Source organism: Pseudanabaena sp. Chao 1811, assembly GCF_027942295.1.
GTDB lineage: Bacteria > Cyanobacteriota > Cyanobacteriia > Pseudanabaenales > Pseudanabaenaceae > Pseudanabaena.
Window position 1 is genome coordinate 3,201,180 of record NZ_CP101416.1, and the last position, 23,139, is coordinate 3,224,318.

The following is a 23,139-nucleotide window of genomic DNA, read 5'->3' on the forward strand; positions in this document are numbered from 1 at the left end:
GTTCGGCGAAGGCGGAAAACGGAAAAAATCGCTAAGCGATTTTTTCCGTTTTCCGCCATTTGTGCGGCGCTTTGCGCCGCACAAATGGCATTATCGAACTCACGTTTTATTAGCAGGAATATTGCTATAACAAACCTACGATCGCAGTTTGCACAGGATAGCCCAGATGCTTCCATGCGGCTGCCGTAGCCACCCGCCCGCGTGGGGTGCGATTGATATAGCCAATTTGCAATAGATATGGCTCATACACTTCTTCAATCGTATGAGCATCCTCACCCGTCGCCGCCGCTAAAGTATCCAAACCTGCGGGACCACCATTAAAGTTTTCGATTAATACCGTTAGCAACTTGCGATCGATCCAATCTAATCCTTTAGGATCGACATTAAATAATTCCAGTGCCGATTCCGCGATCGCACCTGTAATTTGTTCACCCTTTGCCTTGACCTCGGCATAGTCCCGCACTCGTTTTAAGAGACGATTGGCAATCCGAGGCGTACCCCTTGATCTGGCAGCGATCGCGATTGCGCCATCATCATGGATTGGGGTCTCTAGAATTTTGGCACTGCGAGAGACAATCTGGGTGAGTTCATCCTGCTCATAGAAACGGAAGTGTTGCACAAAGCCAAAGCGATCGCGTAATGGCGAAGATAAAGAACCAATTCTCGTAGTCGCGCCGATTAGTGTAAATTTATTTAACTGCACACTGCGAATTCTTGCCCCTTGCCCCTTCCCAATCGTAATATCTAGTCGATAATCTTCCATTGCTGGATAGAGAATCTCTTCGGTCACACTCGGTAAGCGATGGATTTCGTCAATAAAGAGAATGTCTCCCTGTTGTAGAGAAACTAGTAAACCAGCCACATCACGGGGACGTTCAAGGGCAGGCGCAGAAGTGATTTTGCATTGCACGCCCATTTCCTGAGCAATGATCAAAGCGAGGGAAGTTTTCCCTAATCCGGGGGGACCATAGAGTAGTAAATGATCGAGGGCAGACGATCGCGATTTTGCCGCCGCGATCGCAATATGGAGTAATTCCTTTAAATCTTTTTGCCCAATATAATCTTGCAGATTTTTAGGACGGATATTAATATCAGATCCGACTTGAGCAGCAGCTACCGTATTATCTTTCGCTAATTGATCCTCCAACTTCTCCTCTGGAGTAGCTTCCGCTTGCAATAAATCTAGCGCCTGTTGCATTTCGGGTGATGGTTGATCTTTCTTGGCATTGCGACGGGATGATTTTTTGCTAGGAGTTTTGTCCAGAGATTTTTCAGAGACTAATGCGGGATTTTGAGCAGTTTGATCGCCAACCTGATCACCATTGCGATCGCCATCGGGATTTGGATTTGGTTTAGAGGAGATGATTGCCATACGCCTTGGGTTGCTCAAACTTATAGATATCTTTGATCAATTCTGTCCAACCATCAACCAAAGAAGCCAAAATCTTTTCGCCTTTTTCCTTAGTTGCTACCCTAGCATCACCCAAAACTCCACTCTGAGTCAAATCTCGCGTTACCCATGCAAAGGGATTTGCCCCTTCCATACTCAGCATACTTTGTTCAGGTAAGCCATAAGGATACTCTGTTACGGCTTTGTCCATATCTACCTGTTCAGGCAAAAGTGCCAACATCAAGCTAGTTTCCGCATCCCCTCCATGAATTCCCAATTCTAATTCCTTTGTGGTTAATAAATCCTTCGCCACATTCGGAACGCGCCAAGTAAAGAGAGGAAAAATCATCAAATCTGGATATTTCTCATGCAGATCGCGAGCAACTATTTCGAGAATCTGCGGCTGTCCCCCGTGGGAATTCATCAACGCTAATTTCCGAAATCCTGCTCGATAAACGCTTTCGGCAATATCTGTTAATACTGCTAGCATCGTCTGCGTACTCATCGTAATCGTTCCCGCAAAGGTACTATGCTCATTGGATTTGCCATAGTACAGAGGTGGTAAAGCATAGGCAGGAATTGTAGAATCTAACTTTTCTAAAGCTTTTCCTAATACGCCAATACTAATTGCCGCATCAACAATCAATGGCAAATGTGCACCATGCTGCTCGATCGCGCCCATAGGTTGAATAATCACCACATTTTCCTTGTTGGGCATTGAGGCGATCGCAGGTGATGTTAAATAAGCAAAGTAACGATTTGCAGGAAAATAATTCAAGGGTAGTTTTACCAGTCGAGGTAATAGAAATTAATAAATTAATAAGTTTTTTGCTAGAACACGTACTTAGCTGAGACGAGACGATATTTGCCACTTTGAGGATTATCAATAGGCTTAAATTTATAGTCTTTAACTGTCTCTCTGACAATATTAACTAGTTCTTGATCAACGGTGTTCTTAAACTCTACAAATTTCTTTTCCACTTTGCCATCAGGAGCAACAAGCCAAGCATAAGTGACAGTACCACTCTTACCTGAAATATTTGCTGCTTTTGCTGGAATCCAATCTACACCTTTTTCTCTTCTTTCATCGGGATAGGGAATTAATACATCCTTGGCAGCAATTTGGGTCTCTTTGAGTAAACCTTGTTGCCTGAATTTGAGAATATCTGGATCAGTCAACATAAACGATGTAAAGTCAATAATTTTTTCGTCATTGCCAGTTTTAGGGGTTACAGCTCCTTGATTGTTTTGAGTCGTCGTCTTACCATTTTGGTTGCCACTAGGAGGTACATTTTTTACGCCATTACCTTGCAATTCAGGTTTTATATTGCTGCTGGCAGTTTTTTTAGAGGTAGTGTTATCAATCTGTCCAGATTCGGTAAATCGCGATGGGGGCGAAGGTTTAGGTTTTGTGATAGGAGCTTGGGTTTTACTAACTTCGGTGGGAGTGGTGGTAGGCTGTGGATTTAAAAATAAAGAATCGTCAAAGGTAGTATTGTTGTCTGCTAGAGGGAATTTATCTACACGATCTAAGATATTTGAGGAACTTGTGGATAGATCGATTTTATTATTTGCTGGTTTGACAAATAAATTGTCAAAAATCGATTTATTAACTTTTGGGGGATTACTTAGTTGTGCAGGTGGTAACTTTACGGTTGGGACTATAATTTCAGGAGGTATTTCTGTTTTTGGGATGGGATTTGGAGCAAGCATTACAAACGCTGTATGGACTCCAAGAGAACCAACTACCAGTACCCAAAAAGGATTCTTCACAACGAAATTGCCTACTTTTCTAGCAAACTGACGCATTGCTACCTTGTTCAAAGCTTTATGGGCGGCAGATGCCACAGGTTGCTCCGATGGACTTACAATTAGTTGGCTTTTAGGTTTGGTCGGCAACATTGTTTTCTAGTAAGTTTTTAACTTATTTTACAACTTGACTAAATTATGAAGATCTAGAGGTGGCGATCGCGACACGATTACCAGCAATTCCTCTTAGCTCGGCAAGACGATTGATTACTAGTTGATAGGAGACGTTAGTATTATCGGCGCTCAATACAACTACTCCCCGTGATGAAGCTGCCAAAAACTTACGAATATCTTGCTCTAGCTGTTGAGGTGCAATAGATTTGCCATTGGATAACATCTGCCCATTAGGATCAAGGGTAATTACAAAAACATCTTCAGGTTTGAGATCGCCTGAGTTTTGGTCAACATTGCTGTTGCGATCGCTAATTGGTAAATCAATACCAATACGGCTAGGCACGATTAGAGCTGATGATAGCAAAATGAAAAACGCCAAAATCGAAAACACCACATCCAACAAAGCTGTCAGATTTATTTCTGCGTTAGCCGATGATTGGTACTTCTTGCGAATTTTCATAAATTAACATCCAGACTATTGTGACGTATCAATCAATATTATTGTTCCTTGATGGTATGTCCTGATTTTTAGATTGCCAAGAAGCATAAGCACTGTGATCATCCTAGCGCAGTTTTCATTTTGTCTAAATCACAATGAAATCTAGCGAAGTACAGAGAGTTGTGTCACCGCCTTCAGCGGTGACACAACTCTCTGTACTTCAAGTAAGAAAAACTAATCAGTGATTGGTTTGGTGTAATTGACTTCTACCACTGTATGGACATTACCACGAGGGCTAAAATCACCTTTGACATTGATTCTGATGGGATCACCTGCTTTGACAAAATCATCCAAAATTTGGTTGACTGACTCCTCATGCGAAATAAAGCGATCGCGATAACTATTGATATAGAGCTTAATTGCTTTAAGTTCAACCAATACTTTATTGGGCGTATAGGTAATATAAATGGTCGCAAAGTCTGGATAACCTGAAAATGGACATTTGCAAGTAAATTCAGGAAGTGTGATTTGAACGCTATAGTCTCTGCCAATTCTAGGGTTAGGAAAAGTGGTGAGGGTTGATTCTGCGATCGCTTGTTCGCCGTACTTAACAGTCATGTCTGCTCTAAAGATAAAAAATAAAAGTGAAAAGATTAAACCCAAGATGGGGTCTAGTCTTCTATAGCTGTAGCCACTTGTAAGAAGCGAGTGGCGGCACTTTGTGCCGCCACTCGTATTCTGGGTTTGTGTACTAACAAGACTGGCTATAGCTATAGCGTAACAAATACAGACTAAAAAAGGGCAAGATTTGACCCATAAAAAAGAAGGGGCGCAAAGCGCCCCTTCTTTACAGATTAGGATTAATGTTTTTTATTGACATCATGGGGTTGAATTACACCATAGCCACCATGATTGCGTTCATAGACAACGTTGATTTCCCCTGTATCAGCATTGCGAAAAACGTAAAAATCATGATCGATTAACTCCAACCGCTCAAGAGCCTCATCCACAGACAGGGCAGGCATGGCGAAGTATTTGTTGCGTACCACCTGAGTCGGCAGTTCAACCACACGATTGCCGTTTGGTACTGGTACAGGAGGTTGCTCAACAACGGCAACACTGGTCTTAGCGGCAGCGCGATCGTTCTTGCGCTCCTTGAATTTCCGCAACTTGCGGGCAATTTTGTCAGCAACTAGGTCGATACTTGCATACAAATTCTCGCTCTTTTCCTCGGCGCGGATCACAGATCCATTCGCATACACAGTTACTTCAGCCGATTGACTAGAAGCGATGCGAGGATTTCGAGCCACCGATAGATGGACATCCACTTCGGTAGTTAATGCTTGGAAATGGCTCACCGCTTTGTCAATCTTTTGTTCGACATATTCGCGGATAGCTTCCGTGACTTCAATATTCTTGCCTTGAATTACAAGTTTCATCTCTATGACCTCGATTCTGAGTTCCAAATCAGTTAATTTAAAATTGACACGCGCAATCTTGTTTTTTATTACCCCATTGCGCCGAATAGCTGATTTGGCTATGAGATCACCATAACACTTTGCTGGTGTTATGAAGTAAGGTTTGATGCACTTCTTAACGTAGATTTACAGCGATTTAACCTAGATTTACAGCGATCGCTGTTTTTTAGGCGTTTTTAGCCTCAGAGGTAGAAAACATACAAGATGACCCTGCTACTTTTTGTATGAATAAGATCAAACAAGGTTGCTATTTATCGCTTACGATTGGCATTGTGCATCGTCTGTTTTAAGCATGTGAGGTTCGTATGAATTCGGCTGTGGAACTATGGCAACGTTACCAAGACTGGCTATATTACCATTCAGAGCTAGGTATATACTTGGATATCAGTCGGATCAGGTTTACGCCAGACTTCGTAACACAGATACAACCTAAGTTTACTAAGGCTTTTTCAGATATGAAAGCTTTAGAGTCTGGGGCGATCGCTAATCCTGATGAACAACGCATGGTTGGACATTATTGGCTACGATCACCAGAAATTGCCCCTACCGAAGAGTTACGTAAAGATATTACGGAAACCCTTGATCGCATTGAAGAATTCACTCAAAAAGTCCATACAGGGATCATTCATCCCCCTAATGCAGCAAGATTTACGGATATTTTGTCCATTGGCATTGGTGGATCGGCATTAGGTCCCCAGTTTGTCGCGCAGGCTTTGGCTAAAGCTGATGTCCCTCTCAAGATTAGCTTTATTGATAACTCTGATCCCGATGGTATCGACCTAGTCCTCGACCTATTAGGCGATCGCCTCAGCAGTACTTTAGTACTAGTGATTTCTAAATCTGGAGGCACACCTGAAGCTGCTAATGGCATGAAGGAAGCGGAATTTGCCTTTCAAAAAGCAGGTTTAGATTTTGCGAAACAAGCGATCGCGATTACGGGTGTTGGCAGTGCCTTAGAGAAATATGCGATCGGTAATGGCTGGCTTGACACTTTTCCGATGTATGACTGGATTGGTGGTCGAACCTCAGAACTATCGGCAGTTGGTTTAGTACCTGCGGCATTACAGGGAGTCAATATCCGCGAAATGCTACGGGGCGCGAACTTAATGGATGCCGCTACCCGTGTAGAAAATCTGCGTCAAAATCCTGCGGCACTGCTAGCGATGTCATGGTACTTTGCCTGCAATGGCAAGGGCGAAAAAGACATGGTGATCTTGCCATATAAAGATCGCCTCCTCCTCTTCAGCCGCTATTTGCAGCAGTTAGTAATGGAATCCTTAGGCAAAGAGCAGGATCTTGATGGTAATTTGGTTTATCAGGGAATTGCCGTCTATGGCAATAAAGGTTCTACTGACCAACATGCCTATGTGCAGCAACTTCGCGAAGGTGTGCCTAATTTCTTTGCTACTTTTATCGAAGTTCTCCAAGACTCTGCTAAACCACATCCTGAAGTAGAAGAAGGAGTTGTTACAGGTGACTATCTGCTAGGTTTTCTCCAAGGCACTCGCAGCGCTCTTTACGAAAATGGGCGAGACTCGATTACGGTGACAATTCCAGTTGTTTCTGAACTCACTATCGGGGCATTGATTGCTCTGTACGAACGAGCGGTTAGTTTCTATGCTTCGCTAGTAAATATTAATGCTTACCATCAGCCAGGGGTTGAAGCGGGTAAAAAGGCAGGAGCCAAAGTATTAGCGTTACAAAAGAAATTGGTTGCAGCCTTAAAGTCTTCCACAGTGTCCCTTTCTTTAGAAGAGATTGCTACAAAAATAGGTGCACTGGATGAAATTGAGTCCCTGTACCATATTGCCCGTCATCTTCATGCGAACTGTAAGGTTTTATTAGAAGGAGATCTCGCTAAACCGATAACCCTAAAACTGATGCTAATTGAGTAAATTGTATTTTTTAAAATCAAAGGTGAAGATTGATCTTTGTTTTTGATGGTTGCGTTAAATTAGTTATTATTGATGGCGTAATGTCTTTAAGTAACTAGGCTTAACTAAATATAGAATTCTAAAACCTGCGGTACATGCCTAACTTGCAACGTAGGTTTTAGATTTGAGTTCTAGTTATATGGATTTACTTAATAGAATACTGTTGAGCAATTCTTAAAGATGTGATGATGCAGATAAAAGCAACTAAAAAGTACGCCATATCAACGCATCCAAAATTATTCTGCATGATTTCTTTTGTGATACCAAATCTTGAAATCAAAATTTCTTAAATTTTTTAATTATCCTTGTCCTTTTTATAAAAGGATCTGCAAGAATATGGTTTCTTATATGTAATCCAGTTATAGAGGTTGAAAGTGAAGAAAATTTTACTTTTCTTTAGTGAACTTAACAATGGCGACCTTGACTGGTTTGTCCAAAAAGGTAAAAAGGAAACAATCCAGCCTAATCGTTTATTAATGCGAGAGGGGCAGGTGAGTGAGGCTTTATATATTGTTGTAAGCGGTTCATTTAGTGTCGTGATTGAGTCACAGGATCACAAAGAATTGGCAATGATCTCCGCAGGTGAAATTGTTGGTGAAGTTTCCTTTATTGATACTCGTCCACCGCTTGCTAGCGTGCGATCGCTAGAGGAAAGTGTTGTCTTATCAATCCCCAGAATGCAACTTTTATCTAAGCTTCAACAGGATCTTGGGTTTTCCTCACGATTTTATCGAGCTATCTGTCTTTGTCTTTCTGATCGTCTGCGTGGGACTGTCAACCGTCTTGGATATGGTTATGACGGTGATGATTTAGCGTTACATTTTGGAGAATTCGGGCAATCAATGATTAGTAATCTAGAACTAGCTGAAGCAAAATTTAATTGGTTAATTAAAAATGTACGTGGTTCTTAATCTGGCGAGGTACAGGCAAGGGGCTGAAGCCCCTTACGCCAAGGAATTGAGATGTACCTCATAGGATTTATGCACTGAATTTATTTAGGAAGTGTGAAAAATAATAACGCCCAGAATTGATTCAAGAACTGTAGCCACTAGTAAACCAGTCCAGAATCTTCCTGCGGCGCGACTAAAGCCTAGGGCATTGTCTTCACGGCTTGCAGTAAAAAATAAAGACCAAGCTTGGGTTTCACTCAACCGTGCAAATTGATTAAAGTCTTCACGAAAAGCGATCGGAGTGAATAGATCTTTGCCGCTAAAGTCAAATTTGGTTTCCATTGGTTTCCCCTGAATATGTGAATTTACTTGATGTTTGATGCACATATCTTAATAATTATTTACAATTAAAAGCAATCCTTCTGAGGGGATGTTTGATGCGATCGCGATGCATTCCCAAAGTGATAGCTGTTGCTAGACTTGCTATGACACAAAAACAGAAGATGGGTGGCGGCGCTTTGCGCCGCCACCCATCTTCTGTTAATAAAAAAGACAAGGGGTGTAAGTCCCTTGTCTTTAAATAAAAATTAGCGCTTTGAGCTACTTTTTTAGTTAGGTTCAACTCGCATTAAAACTTGACCATATTCAACTGGTTGAGTATTCTCAACCAAAATCTCTACGATTTTGCCACCAGACTCAGCTTCGATCTCATTCATTAGCTTCATTGCCTCGATGATACAAACAGTACTGCCCTTCTTGACGGTATCGCCAATTTCGACGAAGGGTGCTTCATCGGGTGCAGGTGATCGATAGAAAGTACCGACCATTGGCGATGTAATTTCGATTAGCTTCTTCGCAGGAATAGCATCAGCGATCGTGGTGGTATGCACTACAGGATTACTCTGTGTATTATCGATCGCTACAGAATGAACTGTGGACACAACAGCAGGTGCAGCATGTACCACAGGCGCAACTTTAGTTTCGCTTTTGCGGATGCTCAGACGTAAATCACCTGATTCTAGAGTGAGTTCGGTAATATCCGTCTTGTTTAGAATCGTGACTAGTTCACGTAATTGCTCTAAGCTAAATTCCACCTAATTTTCACGCCCCAAATACGTGTCTTCACGAGTATCAATTTTGATGCGATCGCCAATGTTCACAAAGAGAGGAACGTTGATCGATGCGCCTGTTTCCACCTTAGCGGCTTTACTGCCACCAGTTGCAGTGTCACCTTTTAAGCCTGGGTCGGTTTCGATGACTTCTAGCACGACGGTATTAGGCAATTCCACGTCAATTACTCTGTCACCCCAACGGACAACGTTGACTTCCATGCCTTCTTTGATGTACTTGACACGACTACCAATTTGGGAAGCGGTCAAATTAGCTTCTTCATAGCTCTGCATATCCATAAAGACATAATCTTCGCCATCTTTATAGGTATGCTGCATGGAGCTTTTTTCGAGCACAGCCTGAGGAACCATTTCCCCAGCCCTAAAGGTTCTTTCTAGGTTTTTACCTGTCATGGCGCTTTTTAGCGTGGTGCGTACAAAAGCCGAACCTTTACCAGGCTTTACGTGTAAGAATTCAACTACACGCCAGACTTCGCCATCGAGTTCAATTGTTACGCCGGGTCGAAAATCGTTACTAGAGATCATTGCGGATTGAGTAATAGCCAGAGCTTATTCTAGCCTAGAGGTGTAACCTTTGCGACAAAAAAATTTAAACCTACAGCAACGCAAGAGTACGCTGGCACAAATCAAAACCCAAAAGATGAGATGCGGCGCATTGCGCCGCATCTCATCTTTTGGGTTTTATGTCCATAGACAAACTCAACAACTGCTGAGAAGCGTCTTCCTACTTTTTTGGGAATTGCTATAGAATTGAATTTTTAAAGGAGCGATCGCCTCATGTCAGTAACAAAGCAGTTTGGTAGTTTTGACGAGTTGTTAGAAAGTTCAGAATTGCCTGTTCTTGTAGATTTTTATGCACCTTGGTGTGGTCCTTGCCAACTCATGACAGGAATTCTTGACAAGGTAAGTGAAACTATGAAGGATAAGGTACAGATTGTGAAAATCAATACAGATAACTATCCTGATCTTGCTTCTCAATATAAAGTCTACGCTTTACCAACTTTAGTTCTATTTAAAGACGGCTCACCCGTCGATCGCGTTGAGGGGGTCATCCAAGCCGATCAATTATGCGATCGCTTAGCGGTTCATGCTTAAAACCAAAGAAGCGGTGCATTGCGCCGCTTCTTTGGTGATTAGACGAGACAATCGGTAAGTTCAGCAAATAACTCTTCTCGGTGTAAATTGCGTCCGATAATCACTAGCTGATTATTTAAAGATTTGCCGCGATCATCATTTTTTAGCTCATAGCGTTTGCCACTCAGTTGAAATACATAGCGATTATCAATATTTGCAAAGTGCAAAATGCCTTTAGCTCGGAAGACATCTATTGGCAATTTTTTGTCTAAAAAGTTTTGAAATTTATCAAGATCAAAGGCGCGATCGCTTTGAAATGATATAGATATAAATCCGTCGTTTTCTAGGTGATCGGAATGATGATGATGCTCATGGTGGTGATGCTCATGGTTACATTCGGGATCGTGGCATTGTTCATGGGAGTCTGGGCTGCCATGATCGTGATGTTCATGTTCGTGGTGAGCATGATCTTTATCTCTTTGACTAGGCGCGATCGCTGATTGGTCGATCTTCACATCAAGAATTAGGGGTAATGGCACGATCCCCAAATGCGATCGCAAAATTCTCGCTTTAGTTTTGGTCTTATTAATGAAAGCTTCTAGCTCTTGGAGTTTTTCTTCAGTGACAAGATCGGTCTTGTTGAGAATAATAATGTCGCCATACATAATTTGGGCATAGGCAGCATCACTATTGAAATGCTCTGAGGTAAATGCTTCGGAATCAACTACAGTCAAAATCGAGTCGAGGCGGGTTAAATGCTGTAGCTCTGTACCTAAGAAAGTAAGGGCAATGGGTAGGGGATCAGCGACACCTGTAGTCTCGACGATCATGTAATCAATGCGATCGCTTCGTTCGAGAACATTGTAAACAGCATCAACCAAGCCATCATTGATCGTGCAGCAGATGCAACCGTTGCTCAGTTCCATCATGTTTTCATCCACTGCCACCAACAATTGGCTGTCAATATTGATATCGCCAAATTCATTTACTAAAACTGCAACTTTAAGATCCTGCTGGTTTTGTAAAATATGATTGAGTAGTGTAGTTTTACCACTGCCTAAAAATCCTGTGATGATGGTGACGGGCATCCCGCGTTTGGGTACATCCACATCAATAATGTCCTGTGTAAGATCTTCTGTAACATTGCGATCGGAAGTAAGCATGGACTTTATGCAAGAATAACTTTATTCTTCATCTTAACAGTCGCCATACGCTAGTAGAAATCGCCCAGTTGTGGGTTGAAAGTTTTTTAAAGTTTGTAGGAATTCCCCCTTCGAGGACGCTTCTACAAACAATTTAAGATGGATATATCTGCATAAATTACAACCTAGTACGGAGCATTATGTCAGTTTCCGAATCTTGTACTGTGCTTAGTCTTAACGATATCTTAGCCGCTTTAGAACTACAACTAGAAATAGAAGAGGTGATCACTAAATTACCTTTGACCCATGCTTTAGAAAAATGTTTATTATTTGCCCAAGCTCATAATTTGCACGACCTAGCTCAATTCGTAAAACAAGAGCTAGAGGGTTACAGTGGTCAATCACCGAGCGATCGCATTGTCCAACTAAATTATTTTGATCATGGGGGACAATTGATCAATGGCTTAAATCAATATCGGGTTTATCCTTTAAATACAGGGGTTCGTAAATTAGAACTACACCTCAAAAATGGCTTGACTTTAAGATTGCCTCAGCAAATTTTGAGGTTTCTATCAGAAGCTGCGGGACGTGAGGTTGATAGTGGACATGTTTCACCATCAGAGATTATTTATCTTTTAGATAATATTCGATTTCTCGTATCTAAAAGATTAAAAGCGATCGCAATAAACTAGATTCTCACTAAACCCATTCTAATTTTAATGCGGGCATTAAACGTTGCAAATTTTTAAGGGACTTTCCCTGCCAAGGTACAGTATCCGAACCTTGAACTGTAATACTAATTTTTTCTTTCTGGCGAACTTTAATTACAAATTTAGATAGTACATTAATGCCTGAACTATTTAAAAATTCTAATTGACAGAGATTTAAAATAATGCGTTGAGGTGATTGCTCAATTACATGCTCTAAAATTTGGACAATTGGAGCATACTCTTCTGTGCCTGCTAATCGTAAAGAGCCTTGACAATAAATACTTGAGTCTGATGCGTTATACCAGACTTTATAATCATCTCCTTTAACTTCCATTTTTAAAATTCTCCTGATAAAAGTTTGATCTGTTTATTTAATCTATTGATCTGCTAGATCATTTATTAAATATTTACTAAAGAGGTAACTGTACCATTGTCGTTACCATTGTTACATCCCTATTATTTTGAGACTGCTCAAACTTCCATCCTAAAACAGCATCATAGTCCATGATCATTGTAAAATAACCAAGTCCAGAGTTTACTTCTTCTTCATTAGTGACACTTTTTTCTACTTGATTGATATACATTTCACCAATATCACCAGTGGTAATTTCTTGGATATAAGCCTGAAAACTAGCGATCGCATCTTGATATACACTATTTTTAGAGAGAAATACGAGACGCTCGCTAAACAAATGTACCTCTAGATTAACTGGTTGACCTGCACTGTCATCACTATATTTCATTGCATTTTCTAATAACTCATTGGCAATGAAACTAACCGCAGCTCCTATTTCAGCCTGCTTAGTTATATCAGCATTTGTATCACCAGGAAAGAAGTTTCGGACATAGTCACCAAGGAAATCTGCTGATAGTCCATTTGTCTTCCAACGTAATTTAATTGGTAATGAAGAAGGCGAAAATCCTAAAACTAAAAATTCGCTTCGGTCTGAAAAATTTTCTGTGAATTCTCCAAAAATTTGCGCCATAATTAACGCCATTTCTTATATTAATTGTTGTGAGGACGGTTCAGGACTTTGCAATAAAGCAATAATTTAAGTCACAAATCTATGATTTCTTTTACTATGTTTAGGGACTCAACGCAACCTGCCATCAGGGTAGAACTTATAGAGCTTTATGATCGGAGTTGTTTCCTCGCCTTCGGCGAGGAAACAACCATTTGGACTTGAAAAGCACTATATTAAAATCCAGAGAAATTTTTAAAAGCCTTACGAGGTAGGGCTTTTAAAAATTTCTCTGGATTTTCTAGTTATGCAAGGTACTGTAAGTGACATCTGATAGTCTGAATAGTCCTAAAGATTCGCAAGAATCGATCACTGCTGAGCGCTGGTTTATAGGTAAACGTGCTGACACGGGTATCTGTGAAATTGTCAAAGGTAATAGCCCAGAAGATCTCACTGATTTTGTAGAAACTTGGGGTGCATTTAGCTCTCAGGGTGAGGCGATCGCTAAGCGTGTTGGTCTTATCCGTGCAGGCAAATGTCAACCACTATAGCGCGTTGCCGTGAACTCTAGCTTTTGCCATAGCTGTAACAAGTCACCGTGAAGCGCTACTATAATACGGGACTACTTTTTCTGGAAATTTTTAAGTCATGATATCCGTTTCCGCTCGATTTGAAGAACTGCGAGCTAGAGGGCAAGCTGCTCTGATTCCTTTTATTACGGCTGGTGATCCAAACTTGGCGACAACAGCAAAAGCTTTGCGGGTCTTAGATCAAAACGGCGCGGATTTGATCGAGTTAGGTGTACCCTATTCCGATCCCTTGGCAGATGGCCCCGTAATTCAGGCGGCGGCAACAAGGGCTTTGCAAAATGGGACGACATTGGACAAGGTGTTAGATATTGTCCGTGAAGTTGCGCCAGAATTGCGATCGCCAATTATCCTTTTCACCTATTACAACCCGATTTTAAATATTGGGGTCGAAAAGTTTCTCCAAAAAATCTATGACGCTGGGGCGCGTGGCTTAGTTGTACCTGATCTCCCCCTCGAAGAATCCCATGTGTTGCTAGAGCCTGCGGCAAAGGCAGGTATTGAAGTAATTTTATTAATTGCGCCCACTAGTCCACCTGAGCGGTTTGCCGCGATCGCCGAGAAATCACAGGGCTTTATTTATGTGGTTAGTGCGACGGGCGTAACGGGTGTGCGTACCGAAGTCGCAAAAGGCGTAAAGACGATGATCGAACAACTCAGAGAGATTACTGACAAACCGATCGCTGTTGGTTTTGGCATTTCGCAACCTGAACATGCGAAACAGGTAATTGACTGGAGTGCTGATGGTGCGATCGTCGGTAGTGCGATGGTGAAGAAATTAGCCGAGCCAGATGGTGGGCTGCACGCGATCGCCGAGCTTTGCAAAACTCTCAAACAATCTATTCGTAGAGACTAATACCAAAACTAAAAATGGCTGCGCCATTTTTAGTTTTAAAAAACCTGACTGGATTTGGCTTTTAATTCACAAAAGAGTTGTCACACTTTCGTGAATTGGTATAAAAAGTAGGAATTAAGAATTAAGGCTCATGAATATTTTGATTGGTTTGGCTATAGCGATCGCGATTTTTGGTGGCATAGTTTTATTACTATGGTTGCTATTTGAGTGGCAATATAAAACAAGACAAGGCAACTTACTAGAATTTGATAATGGGGCTTGGCAGTTTCTGACCTATGAGCCAGATCATTATCGACTGGAACTGCTGCTAACTGCGACGAACAAAACTCGTAAGCTTGATGTTTTTCTCGTCGAAGTCAATCCTGAACTATCACTTCTATCGAGCGATAGTCTTGATGGTATTCATACTCAAGTGCAATTGCGATCGCGCCATCCCAATGTGGCAAGTCGTAACGACAACTATTGGGAGTCCTATATTGTTACTCCAAATAAAAGCACGGGTGTAGAGATTCAAATTGATATCAGTGGAAAGAATCTCGAAGAACTTAAAACTGCTTGGGTGCGTGTCCATTACACGATCTATGGACCTGCGGGACGCGAAGAAAAGGTCAAGCATTGCATCATTCCTCTACAGTTCCCCGATGCCAATCAAAGGGAACGTTGGCGACCCACTCCTGATGCAGATGTATTACCCATTCGCACCCACATTCTCTCAGCGGGTGATACACCCGTGGATGTGATGCAGCGCTATGTAATGAGCCATGCTCAAGCAGGAGATATTGTCACGATCGCCGAAACTCCGATCGCAATTATGCAGGGTAACTTCTATCATCCCAGCGATATTCATCCCCAATGGTTAGCGAAACGACTCTGTTATTACTTCAAGAGTACTTCCAGTCTTGCCACAGCATGTGGTTTGCAATCCTTAATTAATGAGTCAGGAGCATGGCGCGTCGCTTTTGCCTTCATCATCGGTTCCCTTGCTAAGGCAATCTTCCGTGTTCCGGGAGTATTCTATATGTTGGCTGGTGAACAGGCGAGATTAATCGATGATGTGACTGGGACTTTGCCACCCTACGATCAATTCATTGTGCTAGGACCCAAAAATCCGCAAGCTGTAGTCGATGAGATCAAGGCTGGTACGGGACTCGAGGCGGCGATCGTGGATGTAAATGATTTACGTCGCGTGAAAGTTTTAGCGGCAACTTCTGGAGCTTCTGAGGAATTACTCAATCAAGCCTTAATTATGAATCCTGCGGGTAATGCCGCCGAGCAAACGCCGATTGTCTTAATTCGTCCGAATAGTGGAGCATAAAAATTTAGATTTTGTCTTGACCTATTGGGAACTTAAGACAAAACCAGTTTGTTATAACGCCCGCAATGTGGGCGTTATAACGTTGTTTATAAATTTGATCTATGTCGCTTTTGTTATATCGCCCGCTATGCGGGCGATATAAAGTTTATAAATTGCTTTTGTGTATATCGCCCGCGTAGCGGGCGATATAAAGTTTGTAACTTTGAGATACGTCGCTTTAATCCTTGTGATGGTGGCAACTCAGGAACTTATCCTAAAACTTGTAAAGCTAGATGCAATGCAGTGATTGATTTAGCATCGAGGCTAGTATCTGCACTTTGCGATCGCAATAAATTATCGATTTCTTCCCGACTGAGCATTACTACTTCTATCTCTTCATCTTCATCTTGAGCAGGAGGTTGTTCCAATTTGGTGAGATCCTGTGCGAGATAGGCATGGATAATCTCATCGGAATAACCGGGGCAAATGTAGAATCCGCCGAGATATTGCCATTTACTAGCACTGTAGCCTGTCTCTTCTTCGATTTCCCGCTTAATCGTCACATCATGGTTTTCGCCTACTTCTAAAGTTCCCGCAGGAAATTCTAATAAGTAGCGCTGAATTGCAAATCGATATTGCTTTACTAAGACAAACTTGCCATCGGCAGTGACAGGAACCGCCATTCCTGCCCCAGGGTGTTTGATATAGGAATATTCGCCGATAACGCCATTGGGTAACTTAATGCGATCGGTATGAAAAGAGAATTTACGACCTTGATAGCTGAGACGGTTTTGCAAAATTGTTGCAGGTACGAGATCAGACATAAATTTTGTGAATTGATTTCAGCCCATTGTGTCATATAGCGGTTTTCATTTTGCCTACGGCAAAATGAAAACCGCAAACCCTTACTGTGATTCTTTTTTGTTTTACAAATGAGTATGCACTCATTTGTAAAACGCTATATAGCAATCCTAAATGGTTTGTGGAAGCGCACCCCGAAGGGGTGCGCTTCCACATCTACAAATGGTTGACATCTATATGCAGCATTAGTACAGAGAAATTTTTGAAAGCACAGCTTTGCCGTGCTTTCAAAAGCGTAATTCAGCGCGTTGACTAAAAAATAAATTAGAGTTAAGGCACTTTGCTCCACAACTCTAATTTGTGGTTCTAATCCAAACTGAAACAGAGCCACCATTGCAACAAAATTCTGCCCAGCCATCATCATTCGTTGTGATTGGTTGCTCTACCTGCTTGGTGATATCGATATAGGTGCAATTAGGCTGACCAATTTCCATCCATTTTCTTCCTTCTTCAGCATTGCTTAATACCACTGCCATTCCTCCCTGATGCTCATCATCTCCTAGTCTTGTCCAGCCGATGGTATTGGGATGATCAAAGTAATCAAGCTGCTGACCATAGGCATAGTTTTGACGTACTGATAGAAACTGATCAAGTAGCCATTGATGACTATCAATCCAGATTTCATATTCATTTCCATCTTTGCCATAGTCTTGATAATGTGCGCCATAGTAATCGGCTGCAAAAATGCAAGGATATCCCTCTTGGCGCAACAAAATCAGTGCATAGGCAAGAGGTTTAAACCAAGACTCAACAATTGACTCTAAGGACTGCAATGGTTGGGAGTCATGATTATCGACAAAGGTGACTGCTAGAGATGGTTGATGCTGAACTAATGTATTTTCAAAGATTTGGCTAAGGTCGTAGTCTTCTCGTGATTGACTTGCCACATGAAAATTTTGATGCAAAGGCACATCAAATAGACTAACTGTGCCATTGGTAACATCGATGAAATTATGCAAAGCTTCCATTTCATAGGACCAATACTCACCCACGGCAAATAGATCTCGCTTGGCATAGTTACGCATATGTTCTAGCCATTCCTGAAAGAACTGTGCGGAAACATGTTTGACTGCATCAAAGCGAAAGCCATCAACATTGGTCAGATCATAGTTCCATTCTCCCCAATACTTGAGTTCGCCTTGTACTTCTGAGTTCTGGATGTCAAGGTCACAGCCCATCAAATAGTCAAAATTACCTTTCTCAAGATCAACATTTTTGTCAAAGGATTTGCCTTTGAGTAAATAGACTGCGTCTTCTCCTTCATTGTAAGCATTGTAATCGATCGCATCAAAATGCCACCAATGCCATTCCATTTCGGAATATTTGCCTTTACGCCCTTCAAACGTAAAGTGAGTCCAAGCTTGAATGGTTTGATAATCACCGATCGCCTGATTGCGATCGTCCATACTCATCGGTGTGGCTTCTACCTCTTCCGAGCGATCGGCTCCCATTTTGTGATTAAAAACCACATCAGCATAAATACTCAGCCCTGCTTGATGAGCCACTTTAATCGCCTGAATGTATTCATCTTTTGTGCCATATTTCGTTCTGATCGAGCCTTTTTGATCAAACTCACCCAGATCAAATAGATCATAAATGCCATAGCCCACATCCAGACCACCTGACTTCCCCTTGTAGGCTGGGGGCAACCATAGAGATGTAATACCAGCCTTGGCTAAGTCTTCAGCCTTCTCTGCTACTTGGTTCCACAGACTACCATCATCTGGCAGATACCAGTGAAAGTACTGCATCATGACACCGTTTTGATGAGACATTTTTAGTTCCTTAATAAGGGTTTTTGGCTTGACAAATTTCTCTTTGTTACATTTTGTGTCGTAATTCATCAATTCACTCAATAAATCAATCACCCCCCGATCAAGATAGTCAGGTGAATAAAAAATCAAAGAGATTAATTTTCGACAAAAAAATAATCTTGTATAAAAAACAAAATATAAAAATATAAATTTCGGTTTAGATTTTTATTTGAGCTTCAATTGCAATGAAGCCTATTTGAATAGATAGTTTTTTATTTTTTTTATTTATCAAATAATACATATCATACAAACAAACAAAATTACAACTTTGTTTGTTTGTCAATTAAGATCTTCGATGTATATTTATATCTTATGTCTTGAGATGGATGAATAAGTTAATCAAATAAACAATAATGAAGATGTTAGAAAAGAAGTTGTAAATTCGATTTTGTCTTTTATAGCATTTCGTTAAATATCAACACAAATAGAGGACATTTATTATGAGTTTACAAGAACGTGCTAAAGCTGCTGCTAAGGATCTTGAAGGTAAGGTCGAAGAGGCAGTAGGTAATGTCACAGGAGACACTGGTAAACAGGTTGAAGGTCAAGCTAAGCAAGCTGAAGCCCGTGTTCGCAATACTGCTGAAGATGTAAAAGACAAGGCTAAAGATGTGGCTAACGATATCAAGAAAAAAGCTAAAGATGCTATCGATTAAATAGTTAATTACTACATATCTAATTGATAAGTAGTCTTGAAAAATATTTGAGCGATTTGATTTTATTTAATTGGATTGCTCAAATATTTATTTTTTTTGATTTTATTTTGATTGTCCCTTAAAAAGAATTCTATTCTGTATATCTTTCTCTATAGATTCTTGATCATATCAAAATAAAATTTATGCTCGATAAACTTTAGGGCAGCTAAAATGATTTCACAAATTTACAGATCTTTATTAACTATCGGCTGCATTTTATTCTTATCGTCTGTCATTGTCTTTGGGCTACCTGTTAATAAAGGTTGGGCAGCAAATTCATTTACTCCGATCGCATCGATAGAGAGAGTAAAGGCAGGGGTAAAAGATCTTGAAGGTAAAACTCAAGAAGCGATCGGCAATGTCACTGGTAATGCTAAAAATCAAGTCATGGGCAAAGCTAAACAAGCGGAAGCAGATGTTCGCAATGCGGCTGAAGATGTTAAAGACAATGTGAAACTGCCAGAACGAGTAAAGGCTGGTGCGCGAGATCTTGAAGGCAATACTCAAGAAGCGATCGGTAAGGTGACAGGCGATCGCCAAGATCAAATTGTTGGCAAAGGTAAGCAAGTGGAATCTAAGACTCGCAACTTACTAGAAGATGCGAAAGATAAAGTCCAAGAATTGTTTAAATAATTTTCTAAATCAGGAAGGAAGTATATGAGTTTTATTTGGTTTATTTTGATTGGTTTAACTGCTGGCTGGCTAGCGGGTCAACTGGTTAAAGGTGGCGGCTTTGGGCTAATTGGAGACATCATTGTTGGCGTAATTGGCGCATTGCTTGGTGGATTTCTCTTTAGTGCTTTGGGTTTATCTAGTGGGGGTGGATTACTTGGCAGTTTGATTGTCGCCACCATTGGTGCAGTTGTGCTGTTATTTGGTTTACGCCTGATCAAGTCAGCTTAATAGACAGGACTTAAGCAAAATGACCAAGAACTCCAGTTCTTGGTTCAAAGCTAAAGCAGACTGAAGAACTTCTATGTTAAACCCGTTGAAACGGGTTTAAGCTTTCAGCCCGTAATTTATGACATTGCTATTGTGTAAGTCCGAAATTTCTTGAATATCAATTCCTATATGAAGGATTAATTATTATGTCCGATGAAATTGAAAGAGAAGTTACATCCAAAAAAGTAACATCACTTCCCAATAATTCTGTAAATGGAAGTAGAGTTTCTGAGCAGCGTACTACTAGAGTAACTAATGACAGTAGTATGGCTGGAGTAGTAATTATTGTTTTGCTAGGATTAGCACTTGGCGCTGGGGCGATCGCCTATTTCCTCAACACTCGTCCAGCTCCAACCCCCGTCTTAATTCCTAGCGCAACTGATACGGTGAAAGAGAATAAGTCAACGGTGATCGAAAGGAATAACACCACTATTAGAGAGGTTAGTCCTGCAACACCACAGCCTACTCCGACAGTGGAAATTAATCTTCCTCCTGTGACGATCACACAACCACCTGCGGTAGCTCCTGCACCTGCAGCAACTACACCACCACAGGCCGTGACTCCAGCCGCTACTCCAAAAGTAACAGCACAGCCACAGACTACAACACCATCACCAAAGGTTGGTAACTAAACGTCAGTTCGGGTTAAGCTGGCAAATTTTCAAAGCCCAAAAGTAAAAGCATTGCGTAGCAATGCTTTTACTTTTGGGCTTTGAGAGAGGGTTTGTGTAGCAAACCCTCTCTCAAAACCTGTTTCAAATCATCTCGAACTCGCGCTACCCATCTTTATGTTTTAACAACAAGAATAGTTTCTAGGCTTTCATCACTCGCACCATTGATGATGCCGCCTGATCGCAAAATACATTGCAACATCTCCACCACTTCGGCTGTAATTTCCTCGCCTATACAAATTAAGGGAATTCCCGGGGGATAGGGACAGAGAGATTCCGCACTAATGCGTCCGATCGCTTTCTCTAGGGGTAGGCGATCGCTTTTCGCAAAATAGGCTTCACGAGGACTTAGGTTAGATTGGTAATTGGTGATTGGTAATTGGTAATTAGTAATTGGACTTAATTTTTCTTGTTTCTTGTTTCTTTTGCCCTGAGTGTCCTGAGCGATTTGTTTAAACGCAAAAATTAAGCGATCAATATCTGCTTGAGTATTGCCAAGGCTAAGAATGAATACTAATTGATTAAGAGTGGGCATTTCTGCCATAACATCCAGTTGAGAATGTAACCAGATATCAGCTTCAAATCCTGTAATTCCCAATTGATCAACTAAAAGTGTTAAGCGAGTGGGATCGAGAGTGGGAACTTCTATGTGATCGAAGGTTCGTAGACCAGAAACTTGCAGCAGAAGCGATCGCGCTTCTTTGGCTAGGCGTAAGGTCTCACTTAATAACCCTTTGCCTTGAATCGCCATTTGTCGCCGTGCGACATCTAGAGAGATTAGTAATAACAGATTTGGACTGCTGGATCGCAGTACTTGTAAAGCACGATCAACCTGTTCGGGAGCAATGCGATCACCTTGTAAGTGCAAAATTGAAGATTGGGTGAGGCTACCTGCGACCTTATGAGTGGATTGCACCACCAGATCGGCTCCTGCCTGTAATGCGGAAATTGGTAAATCTGGATGAAAGCCTAAATGTGCGCCGTGGGCAGCATCGACTAATAGAGGCACGTTATAGGCATGGGCGATCGCTACAAGCTGCTCAATTTCGCCACAGACTCCAAAATAATTGGGGCTGACGACTAGTACGGCTTTAGCATCGGGATGTTGCTGTAAAAATGCTTCGAGGGTAGCAGGACTAACACCCAAGTCCAAATCGAATTCTGATAAATATTCAGTGGGTAAATAGATGGGAACTGCTCCCGTTAAGATCATGCCTGCAAAGGCTGATTTATGGCAATTACGGGCAATCAAGATTTTGTCACCTGCTTGGCAGTTAGCCAGTAACATTGCCTGTACCCCGCAGGTGGAGCCATTTGTTAAAAACCATGCGTGATCGCTACCATAGGCTGCTGCGGCTAATTCCTCAGCTTCAGCAACAGGCTCTTCGAGATCGGGCATTTCAGGTAAATCGAGTCGAAAAAAAGTTTCGCCAAGTAGATCTACAAATTCGCGATCGATGCCTTGACCACGCTTGTGACCGGGCATATAAAACGGCGCGTGATCGATATCAAGATATCGCCGCGCCGCTTCTAGTAATGGAACTGAATGCTGATTCATTAAAATTTTAGGCTTTAGGCGATCGCGTTTTGCTTTCACTTGCTATATTCAATGCTAAGTTTAGAGCTAAGTTACATAAATTAGCGATAATTAGCGATCGCCTTGCTATAAATCCCCGAAACCTATGACCACTTCATCTTATAAACGCTATATTTTAAATTGAGAAGCCTGACTAAACAAAGAGGTGCGCTCCATGCTAGTTCAAACCAAGCACTTTACGATCGCCGAATACCACCAGATGATCGAACTAGGGATATTACAGCCAAGCGATCGCATTGAATTAATTAGAGGAGAACTGCTATCGATGGCAGCAAAAGGCACTAAACACGTAGTCTGTTGCAGTAACTTAAATCGTTTGCTTAACAAATTAGTTGATCAGCAAGCGATCATCCGTTGCCAAGATCCCATTTTTTTGCCACCCGACAGTGAACCCGAACCAGACTTTGCAATTGTCCGCGATCGCGCCGATGATTACCTAACAGGACATCCATTACCCGAAGACATTCTATTAATCATTGAAATTGCCGACTCCACCCTCAAATATGATCGTGAGGTCAAAGGATTACTCTATGCCGAAGCAGGGATTCCCCATTACTGGATATTCAATTTAATCGACTATCATCTAGAAGTTTATCGAGAACCCTATCGTGATGCTAAAGGGCAAGGCAATTACGCTCAAAGGGAATATCTATTACCCCATCAAGCGATCGCCTTACCCAATATTGCTAATAGCATCATTGAATTAAACAAAGTTTTCCCTACCATTTCAAAGTTGTAGGGAGATTATTT

27 protein-coding genes are annotated in these 23,139 nt (G+C 41.5%); 12 read left to right on the forward strand and 15 right to left on the reverse strand.

The genetic code is table 11. From position 1 onward, the window contains the following. Window positions 1–124 precede the first annotated feature (124 nt). The 6 genes from ruvB to hpf all read right to left on the reverse strand — a co-directional run bounded on the left by ruvB (window position 125) and on the right by hpf (window position 5,191). Entirely contained in the window at window positions 125–1,372 is a 1,248-nt protein-coding gene (gene ruvB, locus NMG48_RS14695) for a Holliday junction branch migration DNA helicase RuvB (protein WP_271252255.1), read from the reverse strand. After that, a complete protein-coding gene (locus NMG48_RS14700) occupies window positions 1,353–2,108 on the reverse strand; it encodes a creatininase family protein (protein WP_271255281.1) in 756 nt (251 codons plus the stop codon). The genes ruvB and NMG48_RS14700 overlap by 20 nt, the downstream gene beginning before the upstream one ends. A gap of 113 nt (window positions 2,109–2,221) precedes the next feature. Continuing rightward, on the reverse strand, window positions 2,222–3,292 hold the full coding sequence (locus tag NMG48_RS14705; protein WP_271252256.1) for a hypothetical protein: 1,071 nt from the start codon (window positions 3,290–3,292) through the stop codon (window positions 2,222–2,224). A gap of 43 nt (window positions 3,293–3,335) precedes the next feature. Next, on the reverse strand, window positions 3,336–3,773 hold the full coding sequence (locus NMG48_RS14710) for an ExbD/TolR family protein (protein ID WP_126387478.1): 438 nt from the start codon (window positions 3,771–3,773) through the stop codon (window positions 3,336–3,338). A 213-nt stretch (window positions 3,774–3,986) separates the two neighbouring features. Then, window positions 3,987–4,370: a preQ(1) synthase gene (queF, locus tag NMG48_RS14715; RefSeq protein ID WP_271252257.1), complete on the reverse strand. Its 384-nt coding sequence runs from the start codon at window positions 4,368–4,370 to the stop codon at window positions 3,987–3,989. A 242-nt stretch (window positions 4,371–4,612) separates the two neighbouring features. Beyond that, window positions 4,613–5,191, reverse strand: a complete 579-nt coding sequence (gene hpf / locus NMG48_RS14720) for a ribosome hibernation-promoting factor, HPF/YfiA family (protein WP_126387474.1) — start codon at window positions 5,189–5,191, stop codon at window positions 4,613–4,615. A 344-nt stretch (window positions 5,192–5,535) separates the two neighbouring features. Here hpf and NMG48_RS14725 point away from each other — a divergent pair, with 344 nt between their 5' ends. Next, window positions 5,536–7,125: a glucose-6-phosphate isomerase gene (locus NMG48_RS14725; protein WP_271252258.1), complete on the forward strand. Its 1,590-nt coding sequence runs from the start codon at window positions 5,536–5,538 to the stop codon at window positions 7,123–7,125. Between the two features lie 413 nt (window positions 7,126–7,538). Continuing rightward, complete coding sequence (locus NMG48_RS14730; protein WP_271252259.1) at window positions 7,539–8,075, forward strand: cyclic nucleotide-binding domain-containing protein; 537 nt, start codon at window positions 7,539–7,541, stop codon at window positions 8,073–8,075. A gap of 84 nt (window positions 8,076–8,159) precedes the next feature. On the opposite strand, the gene NMG48_RS14735 is transcribed toward NMG48_RS14730, so the two are convergent. From NMG48_RS14735 to efp, 3 genes are all read right to left on the reverse strand, one after another. After that, window positions 8,160–8,396 (reverse strand): hypothetical protein, encoded by a 237-nt coding sequence (locus NMG48_RS14735; RefSeq protein WP_271252260.1) that lies wholly within the window; start codon window positions 8,394–8,396, stop codon window positions 8,160–8,162. 266 nt (window positions 8,397–8,662) lie between these two features. Continuing rightward, on the reverse strand, window positions 8,663–9,148 hold the full coding sequence (accB, locus tag NMG48_RS14740) for an acetyl-CoA carboxylase biotin carboxyl carrier protein (protein ID WP_271252261.1): 486 nt from the start codon (window positions 9,146–9,148) through the stop codon (window positions 8,663–8,665). Continuing rightward, complete coding sequence (gene efp, locus NMG48_RS14745; protein WP_126387464.1) at window positions 9,149–9,709, reverse strand: elongation factor P; 561 nt, start codon at window positions 9,707–9,709, stop codon at window positions 9,149–9,151. A gap of 252 nt (window positions 9,710–9,961) precedes the next feature. Between efp and trxA the strand changes: the two genes are divergently transcribed. Beyond that, window positions 9,962–10,279 carry a thioredoxin gene (gene trxA / locus NMG48_RS14750; protein WP_126387462.1) on the forward strand — a complete coding sequence of 106 codons (318 nt, stop codon included), beginning with the start codon at window positions 9,962–9,964 and terminating at the stop codon, window positions 10,277–10,279. Window positions 10,280–10,317: 38 nt separating this feature from the next. Here the strand turns inward: trxA and NMG48_RS14755 are convergent, their stop codons facing one another. Then, window positions 10,318–11,421, reverse strand: coding sequence for a CobW family GTP-binding protein (locus tag NMG48_RS14755; protein WP_271252262.1), 1,104 nt, complete (start codon window positions 11,419–11,421; stop codon window positions 10,318–10,320). Window positions 11,422–11,600: 179 nt separating this feature from the next. On the opposite strand from NMG48_RS14755, the gene NMG48_RS14760 reads away from it, so the two are divergent. Beyond that, window positions 11,601–12,092 carry an AbiTii domain-containing protein gene (locus NMG48_RS14760; RefSeq protein ID WP_271252263.1) on the forward strand — a complete coding sequence of 164 codons (492 nt, stop codon included), beginning with the start codon at window positions 11,601–11,603 and terminating at the stop codon, window positions 12,090–12,092. Between the two features lie 7 nt (window positions 12,093–12,099). On the opposite strand, the gene NMG48_RS14765 is transcribed toward NMG48_RS14760, so the two are convergent. Together NMG48_RS14765 and NMG48_RS14770 are read right to left on the reverse strand one after the other, a co-directional pair. Then, the gene (locus NMG48_RS14765; protein WP_271252264.1) at window positions 12,100–12,444 is read right to left on the reverse strand and encodes a slr1659 superfamily regulator; all 345 of its coding nucleotides are present in this window, start codon (window positions 12,442–12,444) and stop codon (window positions 12,100–12,102) included. A gap of 76 nt (window positions 12,445–12,520) precedes the next feature. Further along, window positions 12,521–13,096, reverse strand: a complete 576-nt coding sequence (locus NMG48_RS14770; RefSeq protein ID WP_271252265.1) for a slr1658 superfamily regulator — start codon at window positions 13,094–13,096, stop codon at window positions 12,521–12,523. A 299-nt stretch (window positions 13,097–13,395) separates the two neighbouring features. Between NMG48_RS14770 and NMG48_RS14775 the strand changes: the two genes are divergently transcribed. The 3 genes from NMG48_RS14775 (at window position 13,396) to NMG48_RS14785 (ending at window position 15,830) form a co-directional block, all read left to right on the forward strand. Then, on the forward strand, window positions 13,396–13,623 hold the full coding sequence (locus NMG48_RS14775) for a DDE transposase family protein (RefSeq protein ID WP_271252266.1): 228 nt from the start codon (window positions 13,396–13,398) through the stop codon (window positions 13,621–13,623). 97 nt (window positions 13,624–13,720) lie between these two features. Next, a complete protein-coding gene (trpA, locus tag NMG48_RS14780) occupies window positions 13,721–14,515 on the forward strand; it encodes a tryptophan synthase subunit alpha (protein ID WP_211167839.1) in 795 nt (264 codons plus the stop codon). 130 nt (window positions 14,516–14,645) lie between these two features. Continuing rightward, the gene (locus NMG48_RS14785; RefSeq protein WP_271252267.1) at window positions 14,646–15,830 is read left to right on the forward strand and encodes a F420-0:Gamma-glutamyl ligase; all 1,185 of its coding nucleotides are present in this window, start codon (window positions 14,646–14,648) and stop codon (window positions 15,828–15,830) included. Window positions 15,831–16,078: 248 nt separating this feature from the next. On the opposite strand, the gene NMG48_RS14790 is transcribed toward NMG48_RS14785, so the two are convergent. Then, entirely contained in the window at window positions 16,079–16,633 is a 555-nt protein-coding gene (locus NMG48_RS14790) for an NUDIX hydrolase (RefSeq protein WP_271252268.1), read from the reverse strand. 330 nt (window positions 16,634–16,963) lie between these two features. Next, window positions 16,964–18,445, reverse strand: a complete 1,482-nt coding sequence (locus tag NMG48_RS14795) for an alpha-amylase (protein WP_271252269.1) — start codon at window positions 18,443–18,445, stop codon at window positions 16,964–16,966. A 479-nt stretch (window positions 18,446–18,924) separates the two neighbouring features. Here NMG48_RS14795 and NMG48_RS14800 point away from each other — a divergent pair, with 479 nt between their 5' ends. From NMG48_RS14800 to NMG48_RS14815, 4 genes are all read left to right on the forward strand, one after another. Next, entirely contained in the window at window positions 18,925–19,140 is a 216-nt protein-coding gene (locus NMG48_RS14800) for a CsbD family protein (protein WP_169362293.1), read from the forward strand. A 210-nt stretch (window positions 19,141–19,350) separates the two neighbouring features. Continuing rightward, entirely contained in the window at window positions 19,351–19,812 is a 462-nt protein-coding gene (locus NMG48_RS14805; RefSeq protein ID WP_271252270.1) for a CsbD family protein, read from the forward strand. Window positions 19,813–19,836: 24 nt separating this feature from the next. Beyond that, window positions 19,837–20,082 carry a GlsB/YeaQ/YmgE family stress response membrane protein gene (locus tag NMG48_RS14810; RefSeq protein ID WP_271252271.1) on the forward strand — a complete coding sequence of 82 codons (246 nt, stop codon included), beginning with the start codon at window positions 19,837–19,839 and terminating at the stop codon, window positions 20,080–20,082. 185 nt (window positions 20,083–20,267) lie between these two features. Further along, on the forward strand, window positions 20,268–20,753 hold the full coding sequence (locus NMG48_RS14815; protein WP_271252272.1) for a hypothetical protein: 486 nt from the start codon (window positions 20,268–20,270) through the stop codon (window positions 20,751–20,753). A 154-nt stretch (window positions 20,754–20,907) separates the two neighbouring features. On the opposite strand, the gene NMG48_RS14820 is transcribed toward NMG48_RS14815, so the two are convergent. Next, entirely contained in the window at window positions 20,908–22,350 is a 1,443-nt protein-coding gene (locus NMG48_RS14820) for an aminotransferase class I/II-fold pyridoxal phosphate-dependent enzyme (RefSeq protein ID WP_271252273.1), read from the reverse strand. A 193-nt stretch (window positions 22,351–22,543) separates the two neighbouring features. Here NMG48_RS14820 and NMG48_RS14825 point away from each other — a divergent pair, with 193 nt between their 5' ends. Continuing rightward, entirely contained in the window at window positions 22,544–23,128 is a 585-nt protein-coding gene (locus NMG48_RS14825; RefSeq protein ID WP_271252274.1) for a Uma2 family endonuclease, read from the forward strand. Window positions 23,129–23,139 lie beyond the last annotated feature (11 nt).

Coding starts and splice junctions, on each gene's coding strand:
- ruvB (WP_271252255.1), bottom strand. CDS start 1,372: ATGGCAATCATCTCCTCTAAACCAAATCCAAATCCCGATGGCGATCGC.
- NMG48_RS14700 (WP_271255281.1), bottom strand. CDS start 2,108: ATGCCCAACAAGGAAAATGTGGTGATTATTCAACCTATGGGCGCGATC.
- NMG48_RS14705 (WP_271252256.1), bottom strand. CDS start 3,292: ATGTTGCCGACCAAACCTAAAAGCCAACTAATTGTAAGTCCATCGGAG.
- NMG48_RS14710 (WP_126387478.1), bottom strand. CDS start 3,773: ATGAAAATTCGCAAGAAGTACCAATCATCGGCTAACGCAGAAATAAAT.
- queF (WP_271252257.1), bottom strand. CDS start 4,370: ATGACTGTTAAGTACGGCGAACAAGCGATCGCAGAATCAACCCTCACC.
- hpf (WP_126387474.1), bottom strand. CDS start 5,191: ATGAAACTTGTAATTCAAGGCAAGAATATTGAAGTCACGGAAGCTATC.
- NMG48_RS14725 (WP_271252258.1), top strand. CDS start 5,536: ATGAATTCGGCTGTGGAACTATGGCAACGTTACCAAGACTGGCTATAT.
- NMG48_RS14735 (WP_271252260.1), bottom strand. CDS start 8,396: ATGGAAACCAAATTTGACTTTAGCGGCAAAGATCTATTCACTCCGATC.
- efp (WP_126387464.1), bottom strand. CDS start 9,709: ATGATCTCTAGTAACGATTTTCGACCCGGCGTAACAATTGAACTCGAT.
- trxA (WP_126387462.1), top strand. CDS start 9,962: ATGTCAGTAACAAAGCAGTTTGGTAGTTTTGACGAGTTGTTAGAAAGT.
- NMG48_RS14755 (WP_271252262.1), bottom strand. CDS start 11,421: ATGCTTACTTCCGATCGCAATGTTACAGAAGATCTTACACAGGACATT.
- NMG48_RS14760 (WP_271252263.1), top strand. CDS start 11,601: ATGTCAGTTTCCGAATCTTGTACTGTGCTTAGTCTTAACGATATCTTA.
- NMG48_RS14765 (WP_271252264.1), bottom strand. CDS start 12,444: ATGGAAGTTAAAGGAGATGATTATAAAGTCTGGTATAACGCATCAGAC.
- NMG48_RS14770 (WP_271252265.1), bottom strand. CDS start 13,096: ATGGCGCAAATTTTTGGAGAATTCACAGAAAATTTTTCAGACCGAAGC.
- trpA (WP_211167839.1), top strand. CDS start 13,721: ATGATATCCGTTTCCGCTCGATTTGAAGAACTGCGAGCTAGAGGGCAA.
- NMG48_RS14785 (WP_271252267.1), top strand. CDS start 14,646: ATGAATATTTTGATTGGTTTGGCTATAGCGATCGCGATTTTTGGTGGC.
- NMG48_RS14790 (WP_271252268.1), bottom strand. CDS start 16,633: ATGTCTGATCTCGTACCTGCAACAATTTTGCAAAACCGTCTCAGCTAT.
- NMG48_RS14795 (WP_271252269.1), bottom strand. CDS start 18,445: ATGTCTCATCAAAACGGTGTCATGATGCAGTACTTTCACTGGTATCTG.
- NMG48_RS14800 (WP_169362293.1), top strand. CDS start 18,925: ATGAGTTTACAAGAACGTGCTAAAGCTGCTGCTAAGGATCTTGAAGGT.
- NMG48_RS14805 (WP_271252270.1), top strand. CDS start 19,351: ATGATTTCACAAATTTACAGATCTTTATTAACTATCGGCTGCATTTTA.
- NMG48_RS14810 (WP_271252271.1), top strand. CDS start 19,837: ATGAGTTTTATTTGGTTTATTTTGATTGGTTTAACTGCTGGCTGGCTA.
- NMG48_RS14815 (WP_271252272.1), top strand. CDS start 20,268: ATGTCCGATGAAATTGAAAGAGAAGTTACATCCAAAAAAGTAACATCA.
- NMG48_RS14820 (WP_271252273.1), bottom strand. CDS start 22,350: ATGAATCAGCATTCAGTTCCATTACTAGAAGCGGCGCGGCGATATCTT.
- NMG48_RS14825 (WP_271252274.1), top strand. CDS start 22,544: ATGCTAGTTCAAACCAAGCACTTTACGATCGCCGAATACCACCAGATG.